The sequence below is a fragment of the Zhongshania sp. genome, assembly GCF_029212375.1.
GTDB lineage: Bacteria > Pseudomonadota > Gammaproteobacteria > Pseudomonadales > Spongiibacteraceae > Spongiibacter.
Map to the genome: position 1 here is coordinate 89,344 of NZ_JARGNU010000008.1, position 20,273 is coordinate 109,616.

Consider the following 20,273-nt stretch of genomic DNA (forward strand, 5'->3'; position numbering starts at 1 on the left):
GTATTGGATTCTGAATCAAGTTCAGAATGACGGGCTAGGGCGTTCAGAGCGACGGGGTAGGGCGTTCAGAGCGACGGCTTTGTACGCCATACGGGATTTATAATTTCGTCATACAGGCTCTAACATCACGTCATGCCGGACTTGATCCGGCATCTGGTGGGGTAATTGTAAACTAGCTCAGTGGCATTAGATTCCGAAGCTTCTTAAAGCGCTTCGAATGTCACCGGTAAGCCGTCGGCGGGGAAAATAAGTGGTACCCAGCTGCGCGGCATTTCATATCCGTCTTTGACTTTTATTTGGTAATGGCTAAGCAGGTGAAATAAAAATAACTTGGTTTGAATTTCTGCAAAATTAAGGCCAAGGCATTTGTGCGCGCCGCCGCCGAAGGGCACCCATTGGTAAAAATGTTTTTTGTCTTCGGCGCGGCTTTTGGAAAAGCGCTCTGGATCAAAGCGGTTTGGCTCGGTCCAATATTCTTCCATGTAATGGGTGAATAGTGGCGAGATCGCGACGGCGGTATTTTTAGGAATATGGTAACCCAAAATATCCATGTCTTTTAAGGTGCGGCGTGGAATCGCCGGTACCGCGGGGTACATGCGCAGGGCTTCTTTGAATACCAGTTTGCTGTCTTCTAATTCACCAAGGTCGTCGTAGTCTAGCTGGGGTTTGCCAAGCGCCTTGTATTCATCGCGAAGCCGCTGCTGCCACTCGGGGTTTTTTGCCAAGGCGTAAACAATAGAACAGAGGGTGCTGGTGGTGGTGTCGTGGGCGGCAAACAATAGAAAGATAATATGGTCGCGGACGGCTTCGTCGGAAAAGTGTTTGCCGTCTTCGTCGGTGGCGTGGCAGATCTGCGAAAAAATATCGCGGCCCTCGCCGCGGCGCTTGGCATCAATATGCGCCATGATAAAGTTTTCTAAGTGCTGCCGGCCGCGCAAACCGCGATACCATAGAGTGCCAGGAATCGGCAGCTTAACCACTGCCATTGATGCCAGCATGGTGTCCACAAACGCTTCGTTAACGCTGCTCGCTTCTTCGCCCATTTCAATGCCAAGGAAAACTTCGGCAGCCACTTCCAGTAATAATTGCTTTACCGCGTATTGGAAATGAAATTCTTTACCCTTAGGCCAATTTTTAACACCTTGTTCAAGGTGCGGATTCATGGTGTCTAAGTAGCCTTCGATCGCATTTTTCTTAAACGCGCCCTGTAAAATTTTGCGATCGTAGCGATGGGCTTCGGCGTCTTTTAGCATAAGACCGTTGGGGAATAAGCGATCGAGTAATGGGTTCCACGCCAGCATGCTGGAGAATTCGCCCGCACTATTTTTTAGCACAATCTCATTGGCTTCGGGGCCGAGTAGGGTGAGGCTGTGTTGAAACAAGGTATTGCCACGAGATATTGGCCCGTACTTATTAAAGCGCTGTTCGGTTAATACCTTGTAATTACGTAAAAAACTAAAGGTTTGACCAAACACGGGCATGCCGTTGTCGCCGGGAATATGCTCTAGATCGCGGTTTGGGCGACGTGGATATTCTTGGTAATCAATACTCGAACTGCTCATTTTCTTCCTCATTACTGGCATTGGTCGCAGTGTGCGGGCTATCACTGCTGGCACATTAGGGCAGTCGTCGCTAGGGGGTCTAGTCGGCGCGCGACGATGGTGGTCGTTAGGTGCCAATGCCGCGCTGGGTCATTGTTTTTTGTAAGAAAATGTCAAAATAATGTCATGCTAAGTCATTGCCGCTAGCGCCTTAAGAGGGGATGCTTGAGTTTGTAATGTCGCCGCTGCTTTAGTTTGGCAGCACAAACAATTATCGCGTTTCGCGCTGATTCACTAATAAGAGATAAAAAAATGCTTCCCAGAGATTTTACTGAAGAACAGCAAATGTTCCGTTCCGCCTACCGAAAATTTCTTGAACAAGAAGTTGTTCCAAATATAGATACTTGGCGAGAGCAGGGCATTGTGGATCGCGAGATGTTTAAAAAAGCCGGCGATCAGGGTTTTTTAATGGTGTGGCCAGATGAACAGTACGGCGGTATGGGGGATCGCGACTTTCGCTTTGAACAAATTATTATTGAAGAGACGGCCAATGTGTATGGCGGTGATTGGGCCAATACCTTGCATAGTCGTTTAGTTGCGCCCTATATCGACCGCTTTGGCAGTGACGAACAAAAGGCGCGATTTTTACCGCGCTGCGTGAGCGGCGAGATTATTCTTGCGGTGGCGATGACCGAACCCGATGCCGGTTCCGACTTGGCGGGTATGCGCGCCGTTGCTAAAGATATGGGCGACCACTGGCTGCTCAGCGGCAATAAAACCTATATCACTAACGGTATTAACTCAGACCTAGTGATTGTTGCCGCCAAAACCGACCCTGAAAACAACCCCCACGCCATGGGCTTGTTCCTTGTTGAGCGCGGCATGGAGGGCTTTGAACGCGGCCGCAATTTGAAAAAGATGGGCATGAAGGCGCAGGACACCGCCGAGTTGTTTTTTAATGAGGTGCGAGTACCCAAAGAAAATGTCTTGGGTGATCCGAGCCTTGGCTTTTTGTATTTGATGGAAGGCTTGGCCGAGGAGCGCTTGATTGGCGCCTGCGGCTTCTTGTCGGGAGCACAAAAGGCCTTTGAAGTGACTCGCGAATTCTGTATGCAGCGCAAGGTGTTTGGCAAGCCGCTGTCTAAAATGCAAAACACGCAATTTAAAATGGCAGAACTGCGCACCGAAATTGATGTGGCACAGGCCTATGTTGATCAATGTGTGGCGGTTCATAATCGCGGCGCCCTCACTGCAGAAGACGCTGCTAAGGCCAAGCTCTACACCAGCGAACTGCTGTGCCGGATGGTTGACGAGGGCGTGCAGTTGCACGGCGGCGCTGGCTATATGGATGAGTACCCGATTTCGCGCATGTACTGCGACGCCCGTATTACTCGCATTTTTGCCGGCACCTCAGAGATTATGAAATTGATTATTGCGCGGGAAGTCTTTGCCGAAAACTTTGTTGAATTTGTCGACCGCGCTTAAGCGCATGCCCACATAAAAATAAAAACCTTTGGGGGCGTCGTGCCGGCGTCCCTCGCACTCCCAGCTCAAGTTTGGCGCTGTTACCGACTTTTTGGTCGGCCACTGCCAACAAGAGGCACCTGAGGACTAAGCCCATTTTCAAGGACACTGATAGCCTGAGCTGATTGGTGGCTTGCCGCCTGTAAAGACTGAAGAGAGAAAGCTATGCACGCGACCTACTCCCCAGAAGAACGTCTTTTTCAAGACCAAGTTCGATCGTTTCTTCGCAATAATTTTAACGCCGAGCTCGCCGCGCGAATTCGCGAGCCAGAGACTTTTAAGGCGGCCACTATTGAGTGGCAGAAAAAGCGCTTCGCTAAGGGCTGGGTCGCACCGGGCTGGCCAGTAGAATACGGCGGCTGCGCGTGGACGGATACCCAAAAGTATATTTTTGACGGCGCCCTAGCTGAAGCCGAGGCGCCAGATGTGCCGCCCTTCGGTTTAAAAATGGTGGGCCCGGTGATTTATACCTTTGGCAATGAAGAGCAAAAAGCGCGCTTCTTGCCGGGTATTCTCAATGGCGACACTTGGTGGTGTCAGGGCTATTCCGAGCCGGGTGCGGGCAGCGATTTGGTTGCTTTGCAAACTCGCGCGGAGCGCGACGGCGACGACTACATAATCAATGGCACCAAAATCTGGACGACCTATGCTCAGCACGCAGATTGGATTTTTGCGCTGGTGCGCACCGACACCACTGCCAAGCCTCAGCAGGGCATCAGCTTTTTGCTAATCGATATGCGCAGTAGCGGAGTGAGCGTAGCGCCTATTACCTCGATAGACGGTGAGCATCATCTCAATGAGGTGCGTTTTGACAATGTTCGGGTGCCCGTGGCCAATCGTATTGGCGAGGAGAACAAGGGCTGGACCTACGCTAAGGCGCTGCTTACCCACGAGCGCACCGCGCTGTCGGGTATTGCCTACTGCAAGCAGGTATTAAATACGGTTCGCCGTCTTGCTGCAGATGAAAATGATGACGGCCAAGCACTATTGGCGAGTCCGACCCTGCAAGCGCGCATGGCCGACATCGAAATGGAGCTGATGGCATTGGAATACACCGAGCTGCGGGTATTGGCTGCGGTTGCCAAGGGCGGCGCGCCGGGTATGGAATCGTCACTACTTAAACTTAAAGGCACAGAGCTGCAACAGGCGGTGCAAAGTCTGCAGTTTGACGTAGCCGGTTTATACGGCAGTGTTTTACCTAGTACTGGCTTAGCCATGGGCCACGATTACGGCGACCGCGCGCGGCGTGAATATATGTTTGGCCGCGCCTGCACAATTTATGGCGGTAGTAATGAAGTGCAAAAAAATATCATCGCCAAGTTTGGCTTGGGCTTGTAGGAGGGCGCTATGGATTTTTCATTGAATGCTGAGCAGCAATTGCTCAAAGATAGCGTCGATAAGTACATGTCGGAACGCTACGACAGCGAACAGCGCCGTAGTTACTTGGCGGCGCCCAAAGGCTTCTCCGCTGCAGTGTGGCAAGATTTTGGTAATTTAGGTTGGCTCACCGTGCCACTGCCCGAAAGCGAAGGTGGCTTTGGCGGCTCGGTAGTGGATACCGCGGTGTTAATGGAGGCAATGGGACGCTCGGTTGCGGTGGAACCGTATTTAGCTACGGTATTGCTGGCGGGGCAGTTAATTGCCAATGGCGATAATGCGACATTAAAAGAGCGTTATTTACCCGATATTTTGAGCGGCAACTGCCAAGCGGCATTTGCCTACCAAGAGCGGCGCAGTCGCCACCAGCTTGACGCCATCGATTGTCAGCTTGAACGCAATGGTGACGGTTACAGCCTTAATGGCCATAAAACATTGGTGCTAAACGGCGCGATTGCCGATGTATTGATAGTGACGGCGTGGTTGGACGAGAGTATCGCCTTATTTGCCGTGCCCGCAAATAGCGCGGGTGTGCATTGCGATGCTTTCCGTTTGATGGACGGCCAAGGCGTAGCGAATGTGCGTTTCGATGCTGTGCAACTCCCTCGCGAGAACTTGGTGTGCGCAGGCGCGGGTAGTATGGCGCTGATCCGTCGGGTGCTAGACGAGGCCACTATTGCAGTGTCGGCGCAGGCCGTTGGTGCCATGGAGTATTTACTTAAAGCGACGGTGGATTACAGCAATACCCGCAAGCAATTTGGGCAGCCGATTGGCAAGTTTCAGGCGCTGCAACATCGCATGGTGGATATGTATACCGCGACTGAACAGTGTCGTTCGCTGCTGGTGCGGGCGCTGTGTTCGAATAGTATTGAGCAAGGTGACGTTCAGACGCAAGCGCAAGCCGAGATGGATATTGCCGCACTCAAAGCCATGGTGGGCAAGCACGGCCGCGCGGTGGCTGAAGAGGCGGTGCAGATCCACGGTGGTATGGGCGTTACCGAAGAATTAAATATTGGCGATTATTTAAAGCGCTTGATGGTAATCGACAGTTTGTTTGGCGATCAAGATTGGCAGCGTCGTCGATTTGCCACCTTGCGTTACCAATAAGTTTTTGTCCAAGCCATTCTAAGTAGTTCAGCGCGGCATAGCATTGCTGCGCCTAACAAATAAAAAGGAATAATAAATGTTTGAAAACTTTATGGATTACGTGGCGTTTCAAACCACAGCGCGCCCCGAGGCTCCGTTTGCCAGCGATGTTGATCAAAGCCTAAATTACGGACAAGCGTGGCAGCGCTTAGGGCGCGTTGCGGCGCGTTTGCAGGCTAATGGTATTGGCAAAGGTGATCGGGTTGTTATTCTCAGCAAAAACTCGGTGGACAATTTACTGGTGTTCTTGGGCTGCGCGCGGGTGGGGGTGGTGCCGGTAGCCATAAATTATCGCCTTACTCGCGACGAAGTGGGCTTTATTGCCGAAGACGCCGATGCGCGTTTACTGTTTGTTGATGGTGAGTTTACGCCCTTGCTCGGCACTTACTTAGCGGGCATTGAACAGGTGTCTATTGTTGGTGGTTTAGACAGCGCGACTCCCTTGGATACGTGGTTGGGGGACGCAGGAGAACCGACGCCGGTCGCACTTAAGGGTGACGATGTGGTTTTTCAAATGTATACCAGCGGCACTACAGGTTTGCCGAAGGGCACGTTGCTGACCCACCGCAATTTAATTAGCAATAGTATTCAGGCGCCGCTGGCGACTGGCCTCACGCCGCGGGTGGGCGACCGTGGGCTTATTATTGCGCCGACGTTTCACGCCCTGGGGTTGATGGGCGCACTGGTATCGATATTTTACGGTAGTGAGCTCATCTTGCATCGCGACTACGATCCCGTAGGCATGATCGAAACCATGGCCAATGACAATATCAGCTTTGTGTCGGTGGTACCGGTGATGCTGCAATTCTCATTAGCCTGTATACCCGATATTGAGAAATATAAATTCCCCAATTTAGAGTGGATCAATTACGGCGCATCACCGATTTCAGTTGATCTACTTAAGACTTGCCTACAGGTGTTTGGTTGCAAATTTAATCAGGGCTACGGGCAAACCGAGTCCACCAGCGTTTTAACCTTCTTAAATAACGAAGATCATTTGCGCGCTCTGCAAGACAAACCTGAGTTGCTGCGCTCTTGTGGGCGAGCAGTGTTTGGCACAGAGCTGCGTATTGTCGACGAGCAGGGTAATACTTTGCCGACCGGCGAAGTGGGTGAAATTCTCGGTCGCGGCCCGCAGGTAATGAAGGGCTACTGGAAGCGCGACGACGCTACCGCGAAGACCGTGGTCGACGGTTGGTTGCACACCGGCGATGCGGGTTATCTCGATGCCGATGGTTATTTGTTTATAAAAGATCGCGTAAAGGATTTGATTATTTCTGGTGGCGAAAATATTTATCCCGCTGAAATTGAAAACGTACTGATGAGCCATCCAAAAATTGCCGATGCTGCGGTGATCGGCGTGCCTGACGAAACCTGGGGCGAAGTGCCCTTGGCGGTGTTGGTGCAGAGTGATCAAGGCGAAATTAGTATTGAGGATTTAATTAGTCACTGCCGCAGCTCGCTGGCGAGTTTCAAAATTCCCAAACATCTTGAGTATGTCGCGGCATTGCCGAGAAATCCTAGCGGCAAAATATTAAAGAAAAACTTGCGCGAAAGCATTGTTCCTAAATTTCAAACAGCGGTGGTGTAAAACTTGGTGATGCTCAAGTTTTAACTAACTGCTTAGCACAGCGATTATAGCGCTGTTGGCAAATGATCAAGGAGGTGCAAAATGATTAAGTTTTTTAGAACCCTATTGCAGCGCAGTTATTTGGCGTTGATTGCGATTCCCTTTAAGTTAATGCCGTCGCTGGCCTATATGGCTTTTAATGGCCAAGGGAGCACAGCGCAGCTGTGTCGCCATATAGCACGTCAGGGTATTAAGCGTGTTTTGGTGGTGAGTGACAAACCCTTGGTTGCGCTGGGTATTGTTGCTCGGGCGGTGGATGTGCTGCAAGACGAGGGCGTTAGCTGCATTATTTACGACGGCACTCTGCCCGATCCTACCTTTGCCATGGTCGACGCCGGTTTGGCTCTGCAGGCGCAGCACAGCTGTGATGCGGTGCTTGCGATTGGCGGCGGCTCTTCAATTGATTGTGCAAAAATGATTGCGTCGGCGGCGAGCAATGGCCGCGACGCTAAAAAATTAGTTGGTTATTTCAAAGTAAAAACTGCACCGCTGCCGCTGTTTGCGCTGCCAACTACCTCGGGTACTGGTTCCGAAGCGACTATTGCAGCGGTCATTTCCGATCCGCAAAGTCATGAAAAATGCTTTATAGCCGATCCTAAAATGCTGCCCAAGGCAGTGGCTTTAGATGCCGATTTACTGCTCGGTATGCCCGCGGCGATCACTGCGGCCACGGGTATGGATGCACTTACTCACGCTATCGAAACCTATATCAGTTTGTGGGGCTCAGACACCAGCAATGGCTATGGCTACGCCGCCGTAAAAATGATTTTCGACTACTTGCCCCGCGCCTATCAACAGGGCGATGACGCCGTGGCCAGAGAGCAAGTGGCGCTGGCCGCGTATTATGCGGGTATGGCGATTAACGAGGCCAGCGTGGGTAATGTGCACGCCATTGCCCACCAATTGGGACGTCATTACGGCACACCCCACGGTTTGGCCAACGCCCTGGTAATGCCGGAAGTGCTGCGCTTTATGGCGGTGGCGGCCCAGCAAGCACTGGCGAATTTAGGGCGTTTAATTGCAGTGGCAGACAGCCGTGACGACGATCGTGTGGCTGCGGGCAAATTCATAGATGCGGTGGCCGATTTAAACCGTCGTCTCGGCATACCCGAGCAATTGGATGCGCTGCGCGACGCCGACATCGCAACAATTGCAGCAGATGCGGTGAAGGAGGGCTCGCTGTATCCGGTGCCCATTTTGATGAGTCGCGATGAGTGTCAGACAATTTTGCGCAGTTTGCTAAGCAGTACTGAGGGCGCTGCGGCATTGGCCTGATGTTTCAGTAAATATTGGCGAAGTTCGTCAGCATAAAAAGCCCCAGCAGCGACTGGGGTTTTTTATGTCTTAAATTTAGTGACTATAAACGCGAAGGGGGCGCTAAGGTCACTTAACTTTGCTGAAAGGTCGCGTAGTGGCTGCGACGCATAACTTGGGGTGAGCTGTGGTAATAGTCGCTGAAGGCGCGATTAAAGTTACTTGGGTGTTTATAGCCAAGTTGATAGGCAATTTCCTTCAAACTCATGTGGGTGTTGAGTAAATACTCTCGCGCCAGCTCCATGCGCACCTCCAGGCAGATTTGGCGAAAACAACTACCGGCCAGCTCTAAGTGTCGCCGCAAACTACGTGGGCTCATGCGCAGTAATTTGGCGGTATTCCCCAGTTGAAAATTGCAATCTTGGGGGCGAGCCATAAGTAGGCGTTTTACCTGAGGAACTATTCCGCCGCTGCGATAGCTTTCACTAAGGATCTGCTGCACGTGGTGGGAGCAGGCGATCATTGCCTGTTCATTGCCGCTGGGGATCGGCCGCTGCAGCCAGTTTAGCGGCAATGCAATAGTGTTGTAGGGCGAATCAAAATGCACAGGGCAGCCCAGTAGTTCGCCATAGCGCGCAGCGTGGTCGGGGGTACTGCAACTGAGTTCAACATAGTCCGGCACCGCCGCCCGTCCCTCGGGCAGTATGCCCTGCACATAGCGCCACGCCGCGACACTGCACAGCTCCATAATTAGCTGCTCAATGGGCAGCGCATTCTTGGTGAGCTGAAAGCGGATTAAGGCGTGGTTTTCTGCGCGCTCAAGATGGACCTTTACCAAAAAGCTAGCTTCGCTAAAGGCGTGGCAGCTGATATGGGTGGCTTGCTCGCAATTGCTGGCGGTGAGCATGGCATAGCCGAGTAGCCCAAGATCGCTAAGCTGGGCGAGGTCGCCCAATTCCAAGGCAATCGCAGGCGCGTCTTGGCTGCGCAGGGCATTCAATAATACCAAGACGTTAACAAGGCTATTGCTACTTGGTGCCTGCCACCATTCATCGTCAATATTGCAGCGACGGCCGAGCTCGGCGCAGTCAATAGCGGGATAGCGATGTTGCAATAGGCGCCACAGAACCCGCAGTAAACGGGCTCCGAGCTGTTCCATTTCAATTAATTGCACAATGAATAAACAACTATGGCCATAAATGATAAAACTTGACGGTCACTAATGATAATACTTTTGGCGGCATAGGGGGACAACTTTAGGGCTGAAATTGCTAGTCTGCGTATGTGATATTGCGGCGCTCAAAAATGCCGCTCAATAATAATAGAGCGTGAAGTGCGCGCATGGCCGCCGCCGTGCGATAAGGAGGACGAAATGCGAACGCCTACAGTATGCAAAGAGTATCTCGAAAATCTTTTGGAGTACCTCGCAGAGCGGGGTGTAAACGCCCGCCAACTGCAGTCGGTACTGCGCTTAAATCCGCTGACTCATATTACCGAGCACGGCCGCGTGCCCCTGCGTTTATTTGAAATGACCCTCGACGCTGGCGCGACTTTGCTCAATGACCCCTGCTTGGGTGCTAATGCTGGCACCCACTGTTCACGCACGCCATGGGGAATCGTTGACTACCTTGGCATGAGCGCCGCAAATGCCCGCGAGGCATTGGATGGCATACAGCGTTACTCGCGCTTGTTGATCGACCACGGCGATATGGTACTGACTGAGATCAATAGCCAAACCGCCTGTTTAAGTTGGCAGCAGGTATCGCGCCAGCAATCGGCGCCCCATGTTGTTGAGTTTTTCTTTGCCAATTGGTATCGCGTGAATAAGCCAATGCTCGACCGTGGTGATGCGCATCGTGAGGTGCACTTTGCCCACGCGGCTAACGGACGCGAACAGCAGCTTACGGAATTGTTTGAAGCGCCGGTGCAGTTTGGGAAAAAAGTAAATGCCGTGCATTTTGGCCGCGAATTACTCGATCAGCCCACTTTGTACCCTCACCCAGGTATTCACAAATCACTGGAGCAAGCAGCCCGTATAGAATTGTCGAATTTGCAGTTTGAAGACCGCCTGATTAAAGATGTGCGCGATTGCATCGCCGGCCAGCTTGCCGAGGGCGTACCGCGCTTAGAAGATATTTCGGCGCAACTTGGTATTGGTGCACGCACATTGCAGCGCCGTTTAAACAACACCGAAACCAGCTATAAAAGCTTGGTTGACGAAACCCGCAAGGCGCGCTCGCTGGGCCTTATTGCCCAAGGCGAAATGGCGTTGCTAGACATCTCTGCAGAACTTGGCTTTAGCGACCAGAGCGCATTTCAAAAGGCCTTTAAGCGCTGGTATGGTCAAGCGCCGGGCCGCTACCGAATGATGTTGCAGGCGAGCTAGGGCGCTGAGTGTAGTTTATATCTCGGCTGAACTGGATGCGTGAAAATGTCCTTGGCGCGGGGCAGCTGTTGAGCGCCGCTAGGCAGCGGCACAACAAAGTGGGTTGCGGTGCCGACGGTTTCGGCTTGCATGCTTAGCTCGCCTTCCAACTGGTTTATTCGTCTTTGGATATTGAGCAGGCCGTGACCTTTGTGACCGGCCATGCCAAGCCCAATGCCGTTGTCTTCAATATGGGTAACGAGTGTGTTGTTACTGCAATCGACGGTAATCGTTAGCGTATCTGCCTCGGAGTGATTGATTACATTGGCAATAATTTCGCGAATGATCGAGACATAATTCTGGTATATAACATAGGGAAGCAGAGGATTACTTTGGGCGTCGTGCACCCAGTTTAAGGTGATGTCGGCGTCGTTAAGGCGGCGCTCACATTCATAGCGTAAGTCGGCGAGCATAACTTCTACTTCGGTATTGCGGGCGGTGAGACCATTCACAATGGTGCGCATTTCATTAATGGCAGAGCGAATACTAGCCTGCGCCGTGGGCAAATCTTTACGGTGTAGACCGGCGAGTAAGCTGGCGCCAATATTGTCGTGAAGGTCTTGTGCAATTCGCGCGCGCTCAGAGTCTACGCCGCGCTGGTAGGCGTCGCGGCTTTGTTCTGCGTGGGCCAGTATTTCGAGTAACTCTGCTGCTAAATCGAGGTCCTCTGGCGAGAATAATCGCTTGCCGCCCTGAGCGTAGCTAATTGCTAAGGCTGCGCGCTCGTCGCTGCCAGGTAACGCAAGTATTAAGCCGCTATCGGATAAGCGTGGCGCGGGAATATTTGCAATTACCTCGCAGTAAAGTGGATTAAAGCAGCGAGTTAATAAGGTTTGCCATAAGCGGTCTTTTTCATGGCTATTGCTGGCAAAGGCAATTTCAATAATATCCCCAAACCATCCCGTGCGATTTTGCTTAGTATCGCCTTTGAGTAGCCGCCACAAAAAATTGCGAACTGGTAGCCAGGTTAGGCCAGCGGCAATAACCGACAGACTGAGGGCTTGCTCTCCCTTGAGTTGAAGAGCGGCCACCATTAATAGGTCGACCAAAAATAAAATTACCAGTGTGGCAAGTGTACTCAGCACGCTGAGCCACCATTTTCCTAAGCCAAATAATCTGAATCGGCTTATACCTAACGCGAGGCCTAAGTAGAGTATTAAAAATAGCAAAAAACTATAGCCTTGGAGTTGCCCAGTTTGAAAGCCCAGCAGCTGCGGTAAAAAAATTAGCGCTGAAAAAACGGTGCTAGTCAGCAGCCACGAAAGCAAAAACCATTGCAGCGCCGCGCGAGCTATTGGATCGCCGCGGGTGTTGCGCCATTGCATAAAACTTAAGGTGAAACTGCGCGAGCAGCGCCAGTAGTACGGGCAGGCGGCGGCCCACGATCATTGATTCAAACGCGCCTAATTGTTGAAGTGCAAACCACGCTATGGCCACCAAAATAATGGTTGGTGGAACCCAACTGGAACCGAGCTGTTTAGGGTAATGCCACAGCACGCAAACTAAGGTGGCGGCAAACATCATTCCGCCTAAGAAATTAAGGTCGCTCAGAAGCCGAAACAGCTGGCCATCGATAGCCAGCTCACGAGTACTGTAAATTGCGGCTAGGCTCGCGAATAGCAAGGTGCTGCCGCCGCTGATGACCAAATAGCGGGCGCTGGCATCTTGCGTTTTGTAAGCGCCAACCGCGGAGCAAATTAACCAAGCCGCTAGCCCAACAAAAATTTGCACCCAAAAGGCGGCGGGTAAGTCGGACAGAGGGCGTTGGTTTTGGTAGCCAATTGGGTGAGCGAGACCGGCGTCGTCGATGAGCTTGAGCTGGGGCGATTGCAACAGTGTTGCAAGCTGGGATTGGCGCTGAGTGAACGACCGGTAAGCGGTGTAGCTGGGAAGATTGCCATCGGGTTCTTCCGTAAAATCGACTTGCTCAAGGGCCAGACTAACATCGCCGTCGCTTATGGCGACGATTCTGGCTCCCGCGCTTAATTGGGAATTGAGTGGCGAACTAGTAAGCTCAGCCGCGCCGTCGCGCCAGCGCCAATCGATGTTATGCCACACTGCCTGGCTGGCTAAAAAAGCGCAGTATGCCGAGAATAGTAAACCAAAAATTGTCGCAGCGCTTAGTAACGCAAGCGGCGAAATACGCAGCTTTATCAAGAGTGGAATCTCGCGATTATTGTGATTGTGTTAGTTATCCCCCCTGTATCGGGGGGTGTTATGCTGCGGTGCTTGCAGGCAGCATTGCTTATGGCCATGATCATATCACGGGTATGAATTTATACGCTTATTTCCCTTGGGACTCATGCAGAAAAGTCTATGGAATCTATTTTAATCGTCGAGGATATTCCCGAAGTTCGCCACTGGTTGGGCAGCGTGGCTGATGCCATTTTTGGCGCGGGCTATGTCCATTTAACCGACAGTGTTCAGGGTGCTCGTGACTTGTTGCGAAATGTAGTACCCGATTTGGCGCTAATTGATATAGGCCTGCCTGACGGCAACGGTATCGATATTGTGCGCGAGCTCAAACAGCTGTCGGCAGAAAGTATCTGCGTGGTGACCACAATTTATGATGACTCGGAGCATTTGTTTTCAGCCCTAAAAGCCGGAGCCGATGGCTATTTGCTAAAGGATGAATCTGAAGCGGATTTTAGTGCTCGGTTAAAAGGAATCTTACTGGGTCAGCCGCCGCTGTCACCCAGCATTGCACGGCGTATGTTGACCTTTTTTAGGCCTAGCGATGAGCTGAGTGTCAGTCTTACTGACCGTGAAAAAGAAGTGCTCAGTCTTATTGCCAGGGGCTATAGCGTAAAGCATTGCGCCGAGCTTTTAGGATTGAGTCACTATACCGTAGCCGATTATGTAAAAGTGCTTTACAAGAAGCTTCAGGTAAATTCTCGCGCCGAAGCCACCCTGCGCGCAATCGACATGGGCTTAGTTAATTCGGATGTTCAGTGAACGTCGGTAGCGATGTTTATTTTGAAAATTCAAATCATCTTAGGCGGTTAGTTATAGAAATCTAAGCCCCCGATTCAGGGGGTGTTAGATTTCTATAACTAATTGCTATTCTCTTGCAATTCCTCCTCTTGCGAGTCTGAATCAATGATAAAAATTATCCCCTTGGTATTAATTTCTACTCTCCTGTTTGGCTGTGCTGGTGTCGGTACAAAAAAGCAGCTTGACCCCGTACTGCTCAGCAATGCCGAGGTAATTGCTGGTAAACGTCAGGTTTTATTAGGCGATTTCAGAGTTACCTTTATAACCTTTGATAAAAGTTCTGCTAAGTCAGAGAGCCCGATGTTTAGCTCAGACAGTGGCTACGCCAGAAGTACATTGCGAGCAAAATTGGTAGGTGTGCCCGATAGCGTAATGCAGAGCCTTACGGATAGCGCCTATCAAGATTTTGTCGCAAAACTAAAGGCCAATGGATATACCTTGGCAGATGGCAGCGTATTAGCGGCCAACGGTGAATGGCAAAAACTGGATACCGAGCCTAGCCCTAAGAAAATAGGCTCGTCATTTAAGGCTATAACCGGTGGCAGTCAAGAGAGTACAACGTTTGCACCGAGCGGGAAGTCGTTGATTAAATTGAACATTGCCAAGGCCATGCCCTATCAAGTTTACTCTGCGGCCAATGAGGTGGGACTGCCGGTGCTCAACGTAAACTACACGGTTCACTTTGTGTATTTCGGTAGCGAAACGGATTATAAAGCGAATACCTATACCGATATCAAAGGTGCCGAATACTCTGCGGAAGTCTCTGCTGGGCAAGGCATTCAAGTTGTGCCTGGCTCTGGCTTGGATCTGATTATGGGCGTAACCAGTACCTTCAATGACCCCAACGCCAAAGTGAGCATTGGTGCGCCAGTGGTTGTTCCCGGTCCGTTTGGTCGTAGCAACGACGCCACCAGTGGTTTCCAGAAAGCAGCGAACACTTTCTCGGCAGTAGTCGGCATGGTAAGCGGTGGCGCGTCGTCGGCGAAAGATATTGATATCACTGCCGACCCAGATGTTTATGCCGCCAACGCTAAAAAGGCGCTGCTCGAGGCGAACCAGCGATTAACTAGTGCCCTAGCTGCGGCAAAGTAAATAGGCTATTCATTTACTCATTATGCGGCTGACCTAAACATGGGCAGCCGCTTGGATTACGTGACTAAGCGCAGCGTCGGCTTGTTGCATTAGCTTAGAGAAACTTACTGCTGATTTAGCTCTTCCCTAAGCTTTTTTCGAACCCCCATCAGCATCTTGCCAAAGGCGTTCTCGCCGCGCATGTCGCGGCCACTGCCCCAGAAGTAGTCATACTGACTGACATCTTTAATTTCCATCTCGCCAGAATCCAACAGCAATTGGGCAACGTCTGCATGAGTGCGCGCTTTAATATACGAAGCGCGGGTCATATAGGTTACGCTGTTTTTCTTCCAGTCTTTACGCTTTTGATGTCTTCTGCTCTTACCCAGCTTAGCTGCATCCGCAGGGTGAGCGGCCAAGCGAATTAGCTCGCGATATGCGGCGTCGTCAAATTTCATCGCCTGATAGTAGTGCTCTACCGAAGGCCACTCGCAGCCATCCAGCTCAAAGCCACGTTTCGCGTAGGACGCCAATAGCTGGCTGGGATCATCCCGCGTAAGGGTGAGCAGCTTCTTCTCTTTTACATCAAACAGCATAAGGCTTATCCAAATCAAACACCGGCAGAGCAAACAGTATATAGGCTTCTGGCAAGGGAAGGTGGCTGTATTGCGAGCCACGTAAGCAGTCGTCCTAAAATGCAATTTTGGGGGCAGAGTCATGCGCACTTCAACACCAAAATACCATGGCGCCTCATTCTGCCAGTATTGTCGTGTAGAGGCCTGAGTAGGCTGACCGTGCTATTCTGTTCACAAATTAATAAACGCTAAGGAGCGAGACCGTGCTTAAATGTGAAGTAATAGAACCGAAAGGCGCGCACGACGCGACCGTGATTTGGCTGCACGGCTTGGGTGCCAGCGGCCACGATTTTGTGCCGGTAGTGCCTCATCTTGGCCTGCCCGCCAATCACGGTGTTCGTTTTGTGTTCCCCCACGCCCCCGAGATACCCGTCACCATAAACGGCGGCATGGTCATGCCTGCGTGGTACGACATACTCGCTATGTCGATAGAACGCGAAATTGACCTAGTGCAAATAGAATCATCGGCCGCCGCTGTGGGCGAATTAATACAGCGCGAATTAGATGCCGGCATAGCGAGCGAACGCATCGTGTTGGCGGGCTTTAGTCAGGGCGGCGCCGTGGTCTACCATGCGGCACTTTCTTATCCCAAGCCCTTGGCGGGCTTGCTAACCATGTCTACCTATTTTGCCACCGCCAAAGAAGTGAAGCTCTCAGCGGCCAACAAAGCGCTGCCAATCCATATTTTTCATGGCACCCAAGACCCTATGGTGCAAGAAACGATGGGCCATACCGCCAATCAAGTTTTGCAAAGCATGGGCTTTAAGCCCAAATACCGCAGTTATCCCATGCAGCACGAAGTCTGCGGCGAGGAAATTGCCGATATTGGCAGCAGTCTTAAAGAATGGCTAAGGCTGGCTTAGGCAGATGGCTAGATAATATGGCCTCAATTTGGTCTCAAAACCAATTTAGGCCAATATTGGCAAGTAAATGACGGAGGTCGATTGAGGCGGGAAACCCTCTCTGTTATAGTGTCGCGCTTCGTGAAGTACCCATTTTGCGCCCGTAGCTCAGCTGGATAGAGCGCTGCCCTCCGGAGGCAGAGGTCAGAGGTTCGAATCCTCTCGGGCGCACCAAAACCAAAAAAGCCGGCCTTGTGCCGGCTTTTTTGGTTTTGGTTTGCTTGATCGGTGAGGACCTCTCTAGGTTCGATAAATTGTGCCCACGGCGCAATTTAAACAAGGAGCGGAGCGACGCAGCCCCGAAGGGGGCAAAACAGCCCCAAGGCTGTTTTGATTAATCCTCGCCCGCCGCGTGCGCATAACTCAGTTAAAGCCGGCCTTGTGCCGGCTTTTTGGTTTTGGTCTGCTTGATTGGTGTGTCTGCTGATTCTGCTAAGCCCTAAATTTGGCCTCATTTTTATTTGCAGCCACACCAGAGGAAGATACTTACTTATAGACTTTCCTGTTATTCGCATAGCCCGCACGGAAGAATCAGGTGCTAGTAAAAGCGCATTTTAAATTGAACTATCGTCGGTGCAAAACTGGATAGATCAGGCCAAGGATTTGCTCCGAAAAATCACTCATCAATACTGACGCTTTATTACTTTGAAAATGCACGTCATTTTACGATAGCGTGCTTCGCAGTTCGTCAATTTCCTCTCTAGCCTCACGTAGAAATTTTAGTCCTTGCTGTGGCCCAATGTCGCCGAGTTTTAGTTTTCGAAAGGCGGGAAGGCTGCTTAACTGGGGTAGTTTTTTATGGCTTGGTTCATTTAAATAGCTGTGGTAACGGGCAATGAGTATGAGGTCTGCCAGGTCGGCGTCGCCTTGCTTGTCGCGCAACCAATTGCCCCGTTCCAGCCCTACCGTTACTAGTTCATAGTCAAACTTCCAGTGATTTAGCACTAGGCCACTTATTTTTCCGGTGTATTCGTTGATTAGTTGATCGACGCCGTGGTGGTCGTTTAGCAGTGTGGGGTAAAGTTTTAGATTGGTCAGTAGTGGCAGGGCGCCGATATCTTGCATTAGGCCGGCGAGTAAGGCGCGATCTGGGTCAAAGCCGCAGTGACGAGCCATGACGTGAGCTAAGGCGGCGGTATATACACTGCGTTGCCAAATGTCGCGCAAATGGCGTTTTATTTGCGGGTCGTTGATATAGAACAGTGTTTTAAGGGCGTAGCTTGCGGTGAGATCGCGGGTTGCATCTAAACCGAGGCGACGCAGTGCGCTGTCGAGATTACTTGTGGCGTGACGCCGTTTGTAATGACTGCTGATGCTGACTTTAAGTAAGTAGGCGCTTAAGCCTGGATCTTGCTGTACTAGGCGAACGAGATCGGCAATATTTAAATTTTCATTGTTGGCGGCGAGGCGCACATTTATAGCGATATCGGGCAGGCTAGGTAATTCTAGGGTGCCAGATTTTAGCGCCGTCATTATGCCCGTAAGGAGATCTTGCTTGTTTGTAGGGTTGCTTTCCGTGTATCCCCTTTGGTGTGCTGCTGACATAGCGAACCAGACCGAAAGATTGAGTTCCGAGCTTGGCTTTTTAGCGAGCAATCAACAATAAGGGCTTGCCGCTAATGGGCGTCGTTATGAGTGGTTTTCTTCAAGCTTGTGGGCGAGTTCACAACCAGCGCATGTTCGCGCCGATTGTGATGTGCGGGCGTCGTCCGGCGTTAGAGACTCGCCGCTAGCTCGGCACCTTCGCGTATTGCACGCTTGGCATCGAGTTCGGAGGCAATATTGGCGCCGCCGATGAGGTGGTAGCGCTGGCTTGCATCAGCATCTTGCTCTGCTTCGGGATTGTAAAGCTCACGTAGTGGCTCTTGGCCCGCGCAGATAACAACGTGGTCGACCTCTAGTATGCGCTGCTCGCCGTCTTGGCTGATGTGCAGGCCTTGGTCGTCGATAAGGTCGTAGCTGCAGCCAGCTAGCATATTCACGCCCTTGTTTTTAAGCGTGGCGCGGTGTACCCAGCCAGAGGTTTTGCCTAGATCTTTACCGAGTGCGGTGGTTTTGCGCTGTAGTAAGAAAATTTCTCGCTGTGAGGGCTCGGGCTTGCCTGTGACCAGACCGCCGCGCGCGCTGCTGTTTTGGTCTATGCCCCACTCGGCAGACCAGCTGGCAATGCTTTGTGGCAGCGCCGTGTTGTGGTCGTGGGCGAGGTATTCGGCCACGTCAAAACCGATGCCGCCCGCGCCGATTAGCGCGACTCGCTTACCGATGGTGACATTACCCTTCAATACGTCGATATAGGAAACCACTTTGGGGTGGTCGATACCTTTAATATTGAGTGCGCGAGGGCTGACGCCGGTGGCGACGATAACGTCGTCGTAGCCGCCGCTGCTGAGTTCGGATTTCTCAACGCGGTGATTGAGCGTGAGCTTCACTCCAGAGGTTTCAATCTTCTTGGCAAAATAGCGCAGGGTTTCGTCGAACTCTTCCTTGCCGGGGATGGTTTTGGCTAGGTTGAATTGGCCGCCGATCTTGTCTGCTTGATCAAATAAATGCACTTCGTGGCCGCAGTCTGCCGCCGCCGTAGCGCAGGACAATCCCGCTGGGCCGGCGCCAATCACCGCAACTTTTTTGGTCTTGGGCGCGGCTTTAAAGATCAGTTCGGTCTCGTGGCAGGCGCGGGGGTTGACCAAGCAGCTAGCGCGCTGCATTTGAAAGGTGTGGTCTAAGCAGGCTTGGTTGCAGGCGATACAGGTATTGATCTCGTCGCTGCGATTGGCCGCGGCTTTGTTTACCCATTCAGAGTCGGCGAGCATGGGTCTGGCCATCGACACCAAGTTGGCTTGGCCGCTGGCTAAAATATTCTCGGCAATATCCGGCATATTAATGCGGTTAGAGGCAATGACGGGAATATTGACCACCTCTGTTACGGCGGCGGTAGCTTCGCTAAACGCGGCGCGGGGTACCGAGGTGACAATAGTGGGCACTCGCGCTTCATGCCAGCCTATACCGGTGTTGATCAAGGTCGCGCCAGCGGCTTCAATCTCGCGGGCGAGGTCTAATACTTCTTCGCGGGTGCAGCCGTCGGGGACTAAGTCGATCATCGACAAGCGGAAGATAATAATAAAATTGGCGCCGACTTTTTTGCGGGCCGCCGCCACAATTTCTACCGCAAAGCGGCGACGATTCTCTGGGCTGCCGCCGTAGCGATCTTTACGCTTATTGGTGGCGGGCGCTAAAAACTGATTAATTAAATAGCCTTCGCTGCCCATGATTTCGACGCCGTCGTAACCGGCTTTTTGGGCCAGCCATGCGGTGTGGGCAAAATCTTTAACTGTGCTGGCCACGCCGCGGGTGCTTAAGGCGCGGGCTTTAAAGGGATTGATTGGCGCCTTACTGGTCGATGCGGTTTTTGACAGCGGATGGTAGGAGTAACGACCGGCGTGCAGAATTTGCAGGCAAATTTTGCCGCCTTCGGCGTGTACTGCCTTGGTGACTTTGCGGTGGTTGTGAATATCTAAGCGCGAGTTAAAGGTACTGGCACCGGGGTATAACCAGCCGCTGCGGTTGGGGCTGTAGCCACCGGTAATCATTAGGCCAACGCCGCCTTTGGCGCGCTCGGCGAAGTAAGCGGCAAGTTTAGGAAATTGCCAAAAGCGATCTTCGAGCCCAGTGTGCATGGAGCCCATCACCACCCGATTTTTTAAGGTAGTGAAGCCCAGGTCGAGGGGGGCAAGGAGGTGCGGGTAATATTGGTTTGCTGTGCTCATGGCTGGGCTC

Annotated in this window: 16 protein-coding genes and 1 tRNA gene; 10 read left to right on the plus strand and 7 right to left on the minus strand. The window is 51.8% G+C overall.

The genetic code is table 11. From position 1 onward, the window contains the following. Positions 1-203: 203 nt before the first annotated feature. Entirely contained in the window at positions 204-1,562 is a 1,359-nt protein-coding gene (locus P1U47_RS10210) for a cytochrome P450 (protein WP_301028723.1), read from the minus strand. 291 nt (positions 1,563-1,853) lie between these two features. On the opposite strand from P1U47_RS10210, the gene P1U47_RS10215 reads away from it, so the two are divergent. The 5 genes from P1U47_RS10215 (at position 1,854) to P1U47_RS10235 (ending at position 8,493) form a co-directional block, all read left to right on the plus strand. Next, on the plus strand, positions 1,854-3,026 hold the full coding sequence (locus tag P1U47_RS10215) for an acyl-CoA dehydrogenase family protein (RefSeq protein WP_301028724.1): 1,173 nt from the start codon (positions 1,854-1,856) through the stop codon (positions 3,024-3,026). Between the two features lie 204 nt (positions 3,027-3,230). Continuing rightward, positions 3,231-4,403, plus strand: a complete 1,173-nt coding sequence (locus tag P1U47_RS10220) for an acyl-CoA dehydrogenase family protein (protein ID WP_301028725.1) — start codon at positions 3,231-3,233, stop codon at positions 4,401-4,403. 9 nt (positions 4,404-4,412) lie between these two features. Further along, positions 4,413-5,549: an acyl-CoA dehydrogenase gene (locus P1U47_RS10225; protein ID WP_301028726.1), complete on the plus strand. Its 1,137-nt coding sequence runs from the start codon at positions 4,413-4,415 to the stop codon at positions 5,547-5,549. Between the two features lie 76 nt (positions 5,550-5,625). Next, a complete protein-coding gene (locus tag P1U47_RS10230; RefSeq protein ID WP_301028727.1) occupies positions 5,626-7,179 on the plus strand; it encodes a long-chain-fatty-acid--CoA ligase in 1,554 nt (517 codons plus the stop codon). A gap of 81 nt (positions 7,180-7,260) precedes the next feature. Beyond that, positions 7,261-8,493: an iron-containing alcohol dehydrogenase gene (locus P1U47_RS10235; protein WP_301028728.1), complete on the plus strand. Its 1,233-nt coding sequence runs from the start codon at positions 7,261-7,263 to the stop codon at positions 8,491-8,493. 112 nt (positions 8,494-8,605) lie between these two features. Here P1U47_RS10235 and P1U47_RS10240 read toward each other — a convergent pair whose 3' ends face one another. Further along, a complete protein-coding gene (locus tag P1U47_RS10240; protein ID WP_301028730.1) occupies positions 8,606-9,631 on the minus strand; it encodes an AraC family transcriptional regulator in 1,026 nt (341 codons plus the stop codon). A gap of 213 nt (positions 9,632-9,844) precedes the next feature. On the opposite strand from P1U47_RS10240, the gene P1U47_RS10245 reads away from it, so the two are divergent. After that, positions 9,845-10,858, plus strand: coding sequence for an AraC family transcriptional regulator (locus P1U47_RS10245; protein ID WP_301028731.1), 1,014 nt, complete (start codon positions 9,845-9,847; stop codon positions 10,856-10,858). On the opposite strand, the gene P1U47_RS10250 is transcribed toward P1U47_RS10245, so the two are convergent. After that, on the minus strand, positions 10,855-11,982 hold the full coding sequence (locus tag P1U47_RS10250) for an ATP-binding protein (RefSeq protein ID WP_301028733.1): 1,128 nt from the start codon (positions 11,980-11,982) through the stop codon (positions 10,855-10,857). The genes P1U47_RS10245 and P1U47_RS10250 overlap by 4 nt on opposite strands. A 160-nt stretch (positions 11,983-12,142) precedes the next feature. Further along, entirely contained in the window at positions 12,143-12,955 is an 813-nt protein-coding gene (locus P1U47_RS10255) for a hypothetical protein (RefSeq protein WP_301028734.1), read from the minus strand. A 258-nt stretch (positions 12,956-13,213) separates the two neighbouring features. On the opposite strand from P1U47_RS10255, the gene P1U47_RS10260 reads away from it, so the two are divergent. Continuing rightward, the gene (locus tag P1U47_RS10260) at positions 13,214-13,852 is read left to right on the plus strand and encodes a response regulator transcription factor (RefSeq protein ID WP_301028735.1); all 639 of its coding nucleotides are present in this window, start codon (positions 13,214-13,216) and stop codon (positions 13,850-13,852) included. A 144-nt stretch (positions 13,853-13,996) separates the two neighbouring features. Beyond that, positions 13,997-14,983 carry a hypothetical protein gene (locus P1U47_RS10265; RefSeq protein WP_301028736.1) on the plus strand — a complete coding sequence of 329 codons (987 nt, stop codon included), beginning with the start codon at positions 13,997-13,999 and terminating at the stop codon, positions 14,981-14,983. 104 nt (positions 14,984-15,087) lie between these two features. Here P1U47_RS10265 and P1U47_RS10270 read toward each other — a convergent pair whose 3' ends face one another. Beyond that, a complete protein-coding gene (locus P1U47_RS10270; RefSeq protein ID WP_301028737.1) occupies positions 15,088-15,558 on the minus strand; it encodes an NADAR family protein in 471 nt (156 codons plus the stop codon). A 242-nt stretch (positions 15,559-15,800) separates the two neighbouring features. Between P1U47_RS10270 and P1U47_RS10275 the strand changes: the two genes are divergently transcribed. Further along, positions 15,801-16,460 (plus strand): dienelactone hydrolase family protein, encoded by a 660-nt coding sequence (locus P1U47_RS10275; RefSeq protein WP_301028739.1) that lies wholly within the window; start codon positions 15,801-15,803, stop codon positions 16,458-16,460. 136 nt (positions 16,461-16,596) lie between these two features. Beyond that, a tRNA-Arg gene (locus P1U47_RS10280) sits at positions 16,597-16,673 on the plus strand. Between the two features lie 489 nt (positions 16,674-17,162). Here the strand turns inward: P1U47_RS10280 and P1U47_RS10285 are convergent. Both P1U47_RS10285 and P1U47_RS10290 read right to left on the minus strand, forming a co-directional pair. Continuing rightward, entirely contained in the window at positions 17,163-17,972 is an 810-nt protein-coding gene (locus tag P1U47_RS10285) for an HDOD domain-containing protein (RefSeq protein WP_301028740.1), read from the minus strand. A gap of 242 nt (positions 17,973-18,214) precedes the next feature. Continuing rightward, positions 18,215-20,263, minus strand: coding sequence for an NADPH-dependent 2,4-dienoyl-CoA reductase (locus P1U47_RS10290; RefSeq protein ID WP_301028741.1), 2,049 nt, complete (start codon positions 20,261-20,263; stop codon positions 18,215-18,217). Between the last annotated feature and the right edge of the window lie 10 nt (positions 20,264-20,273).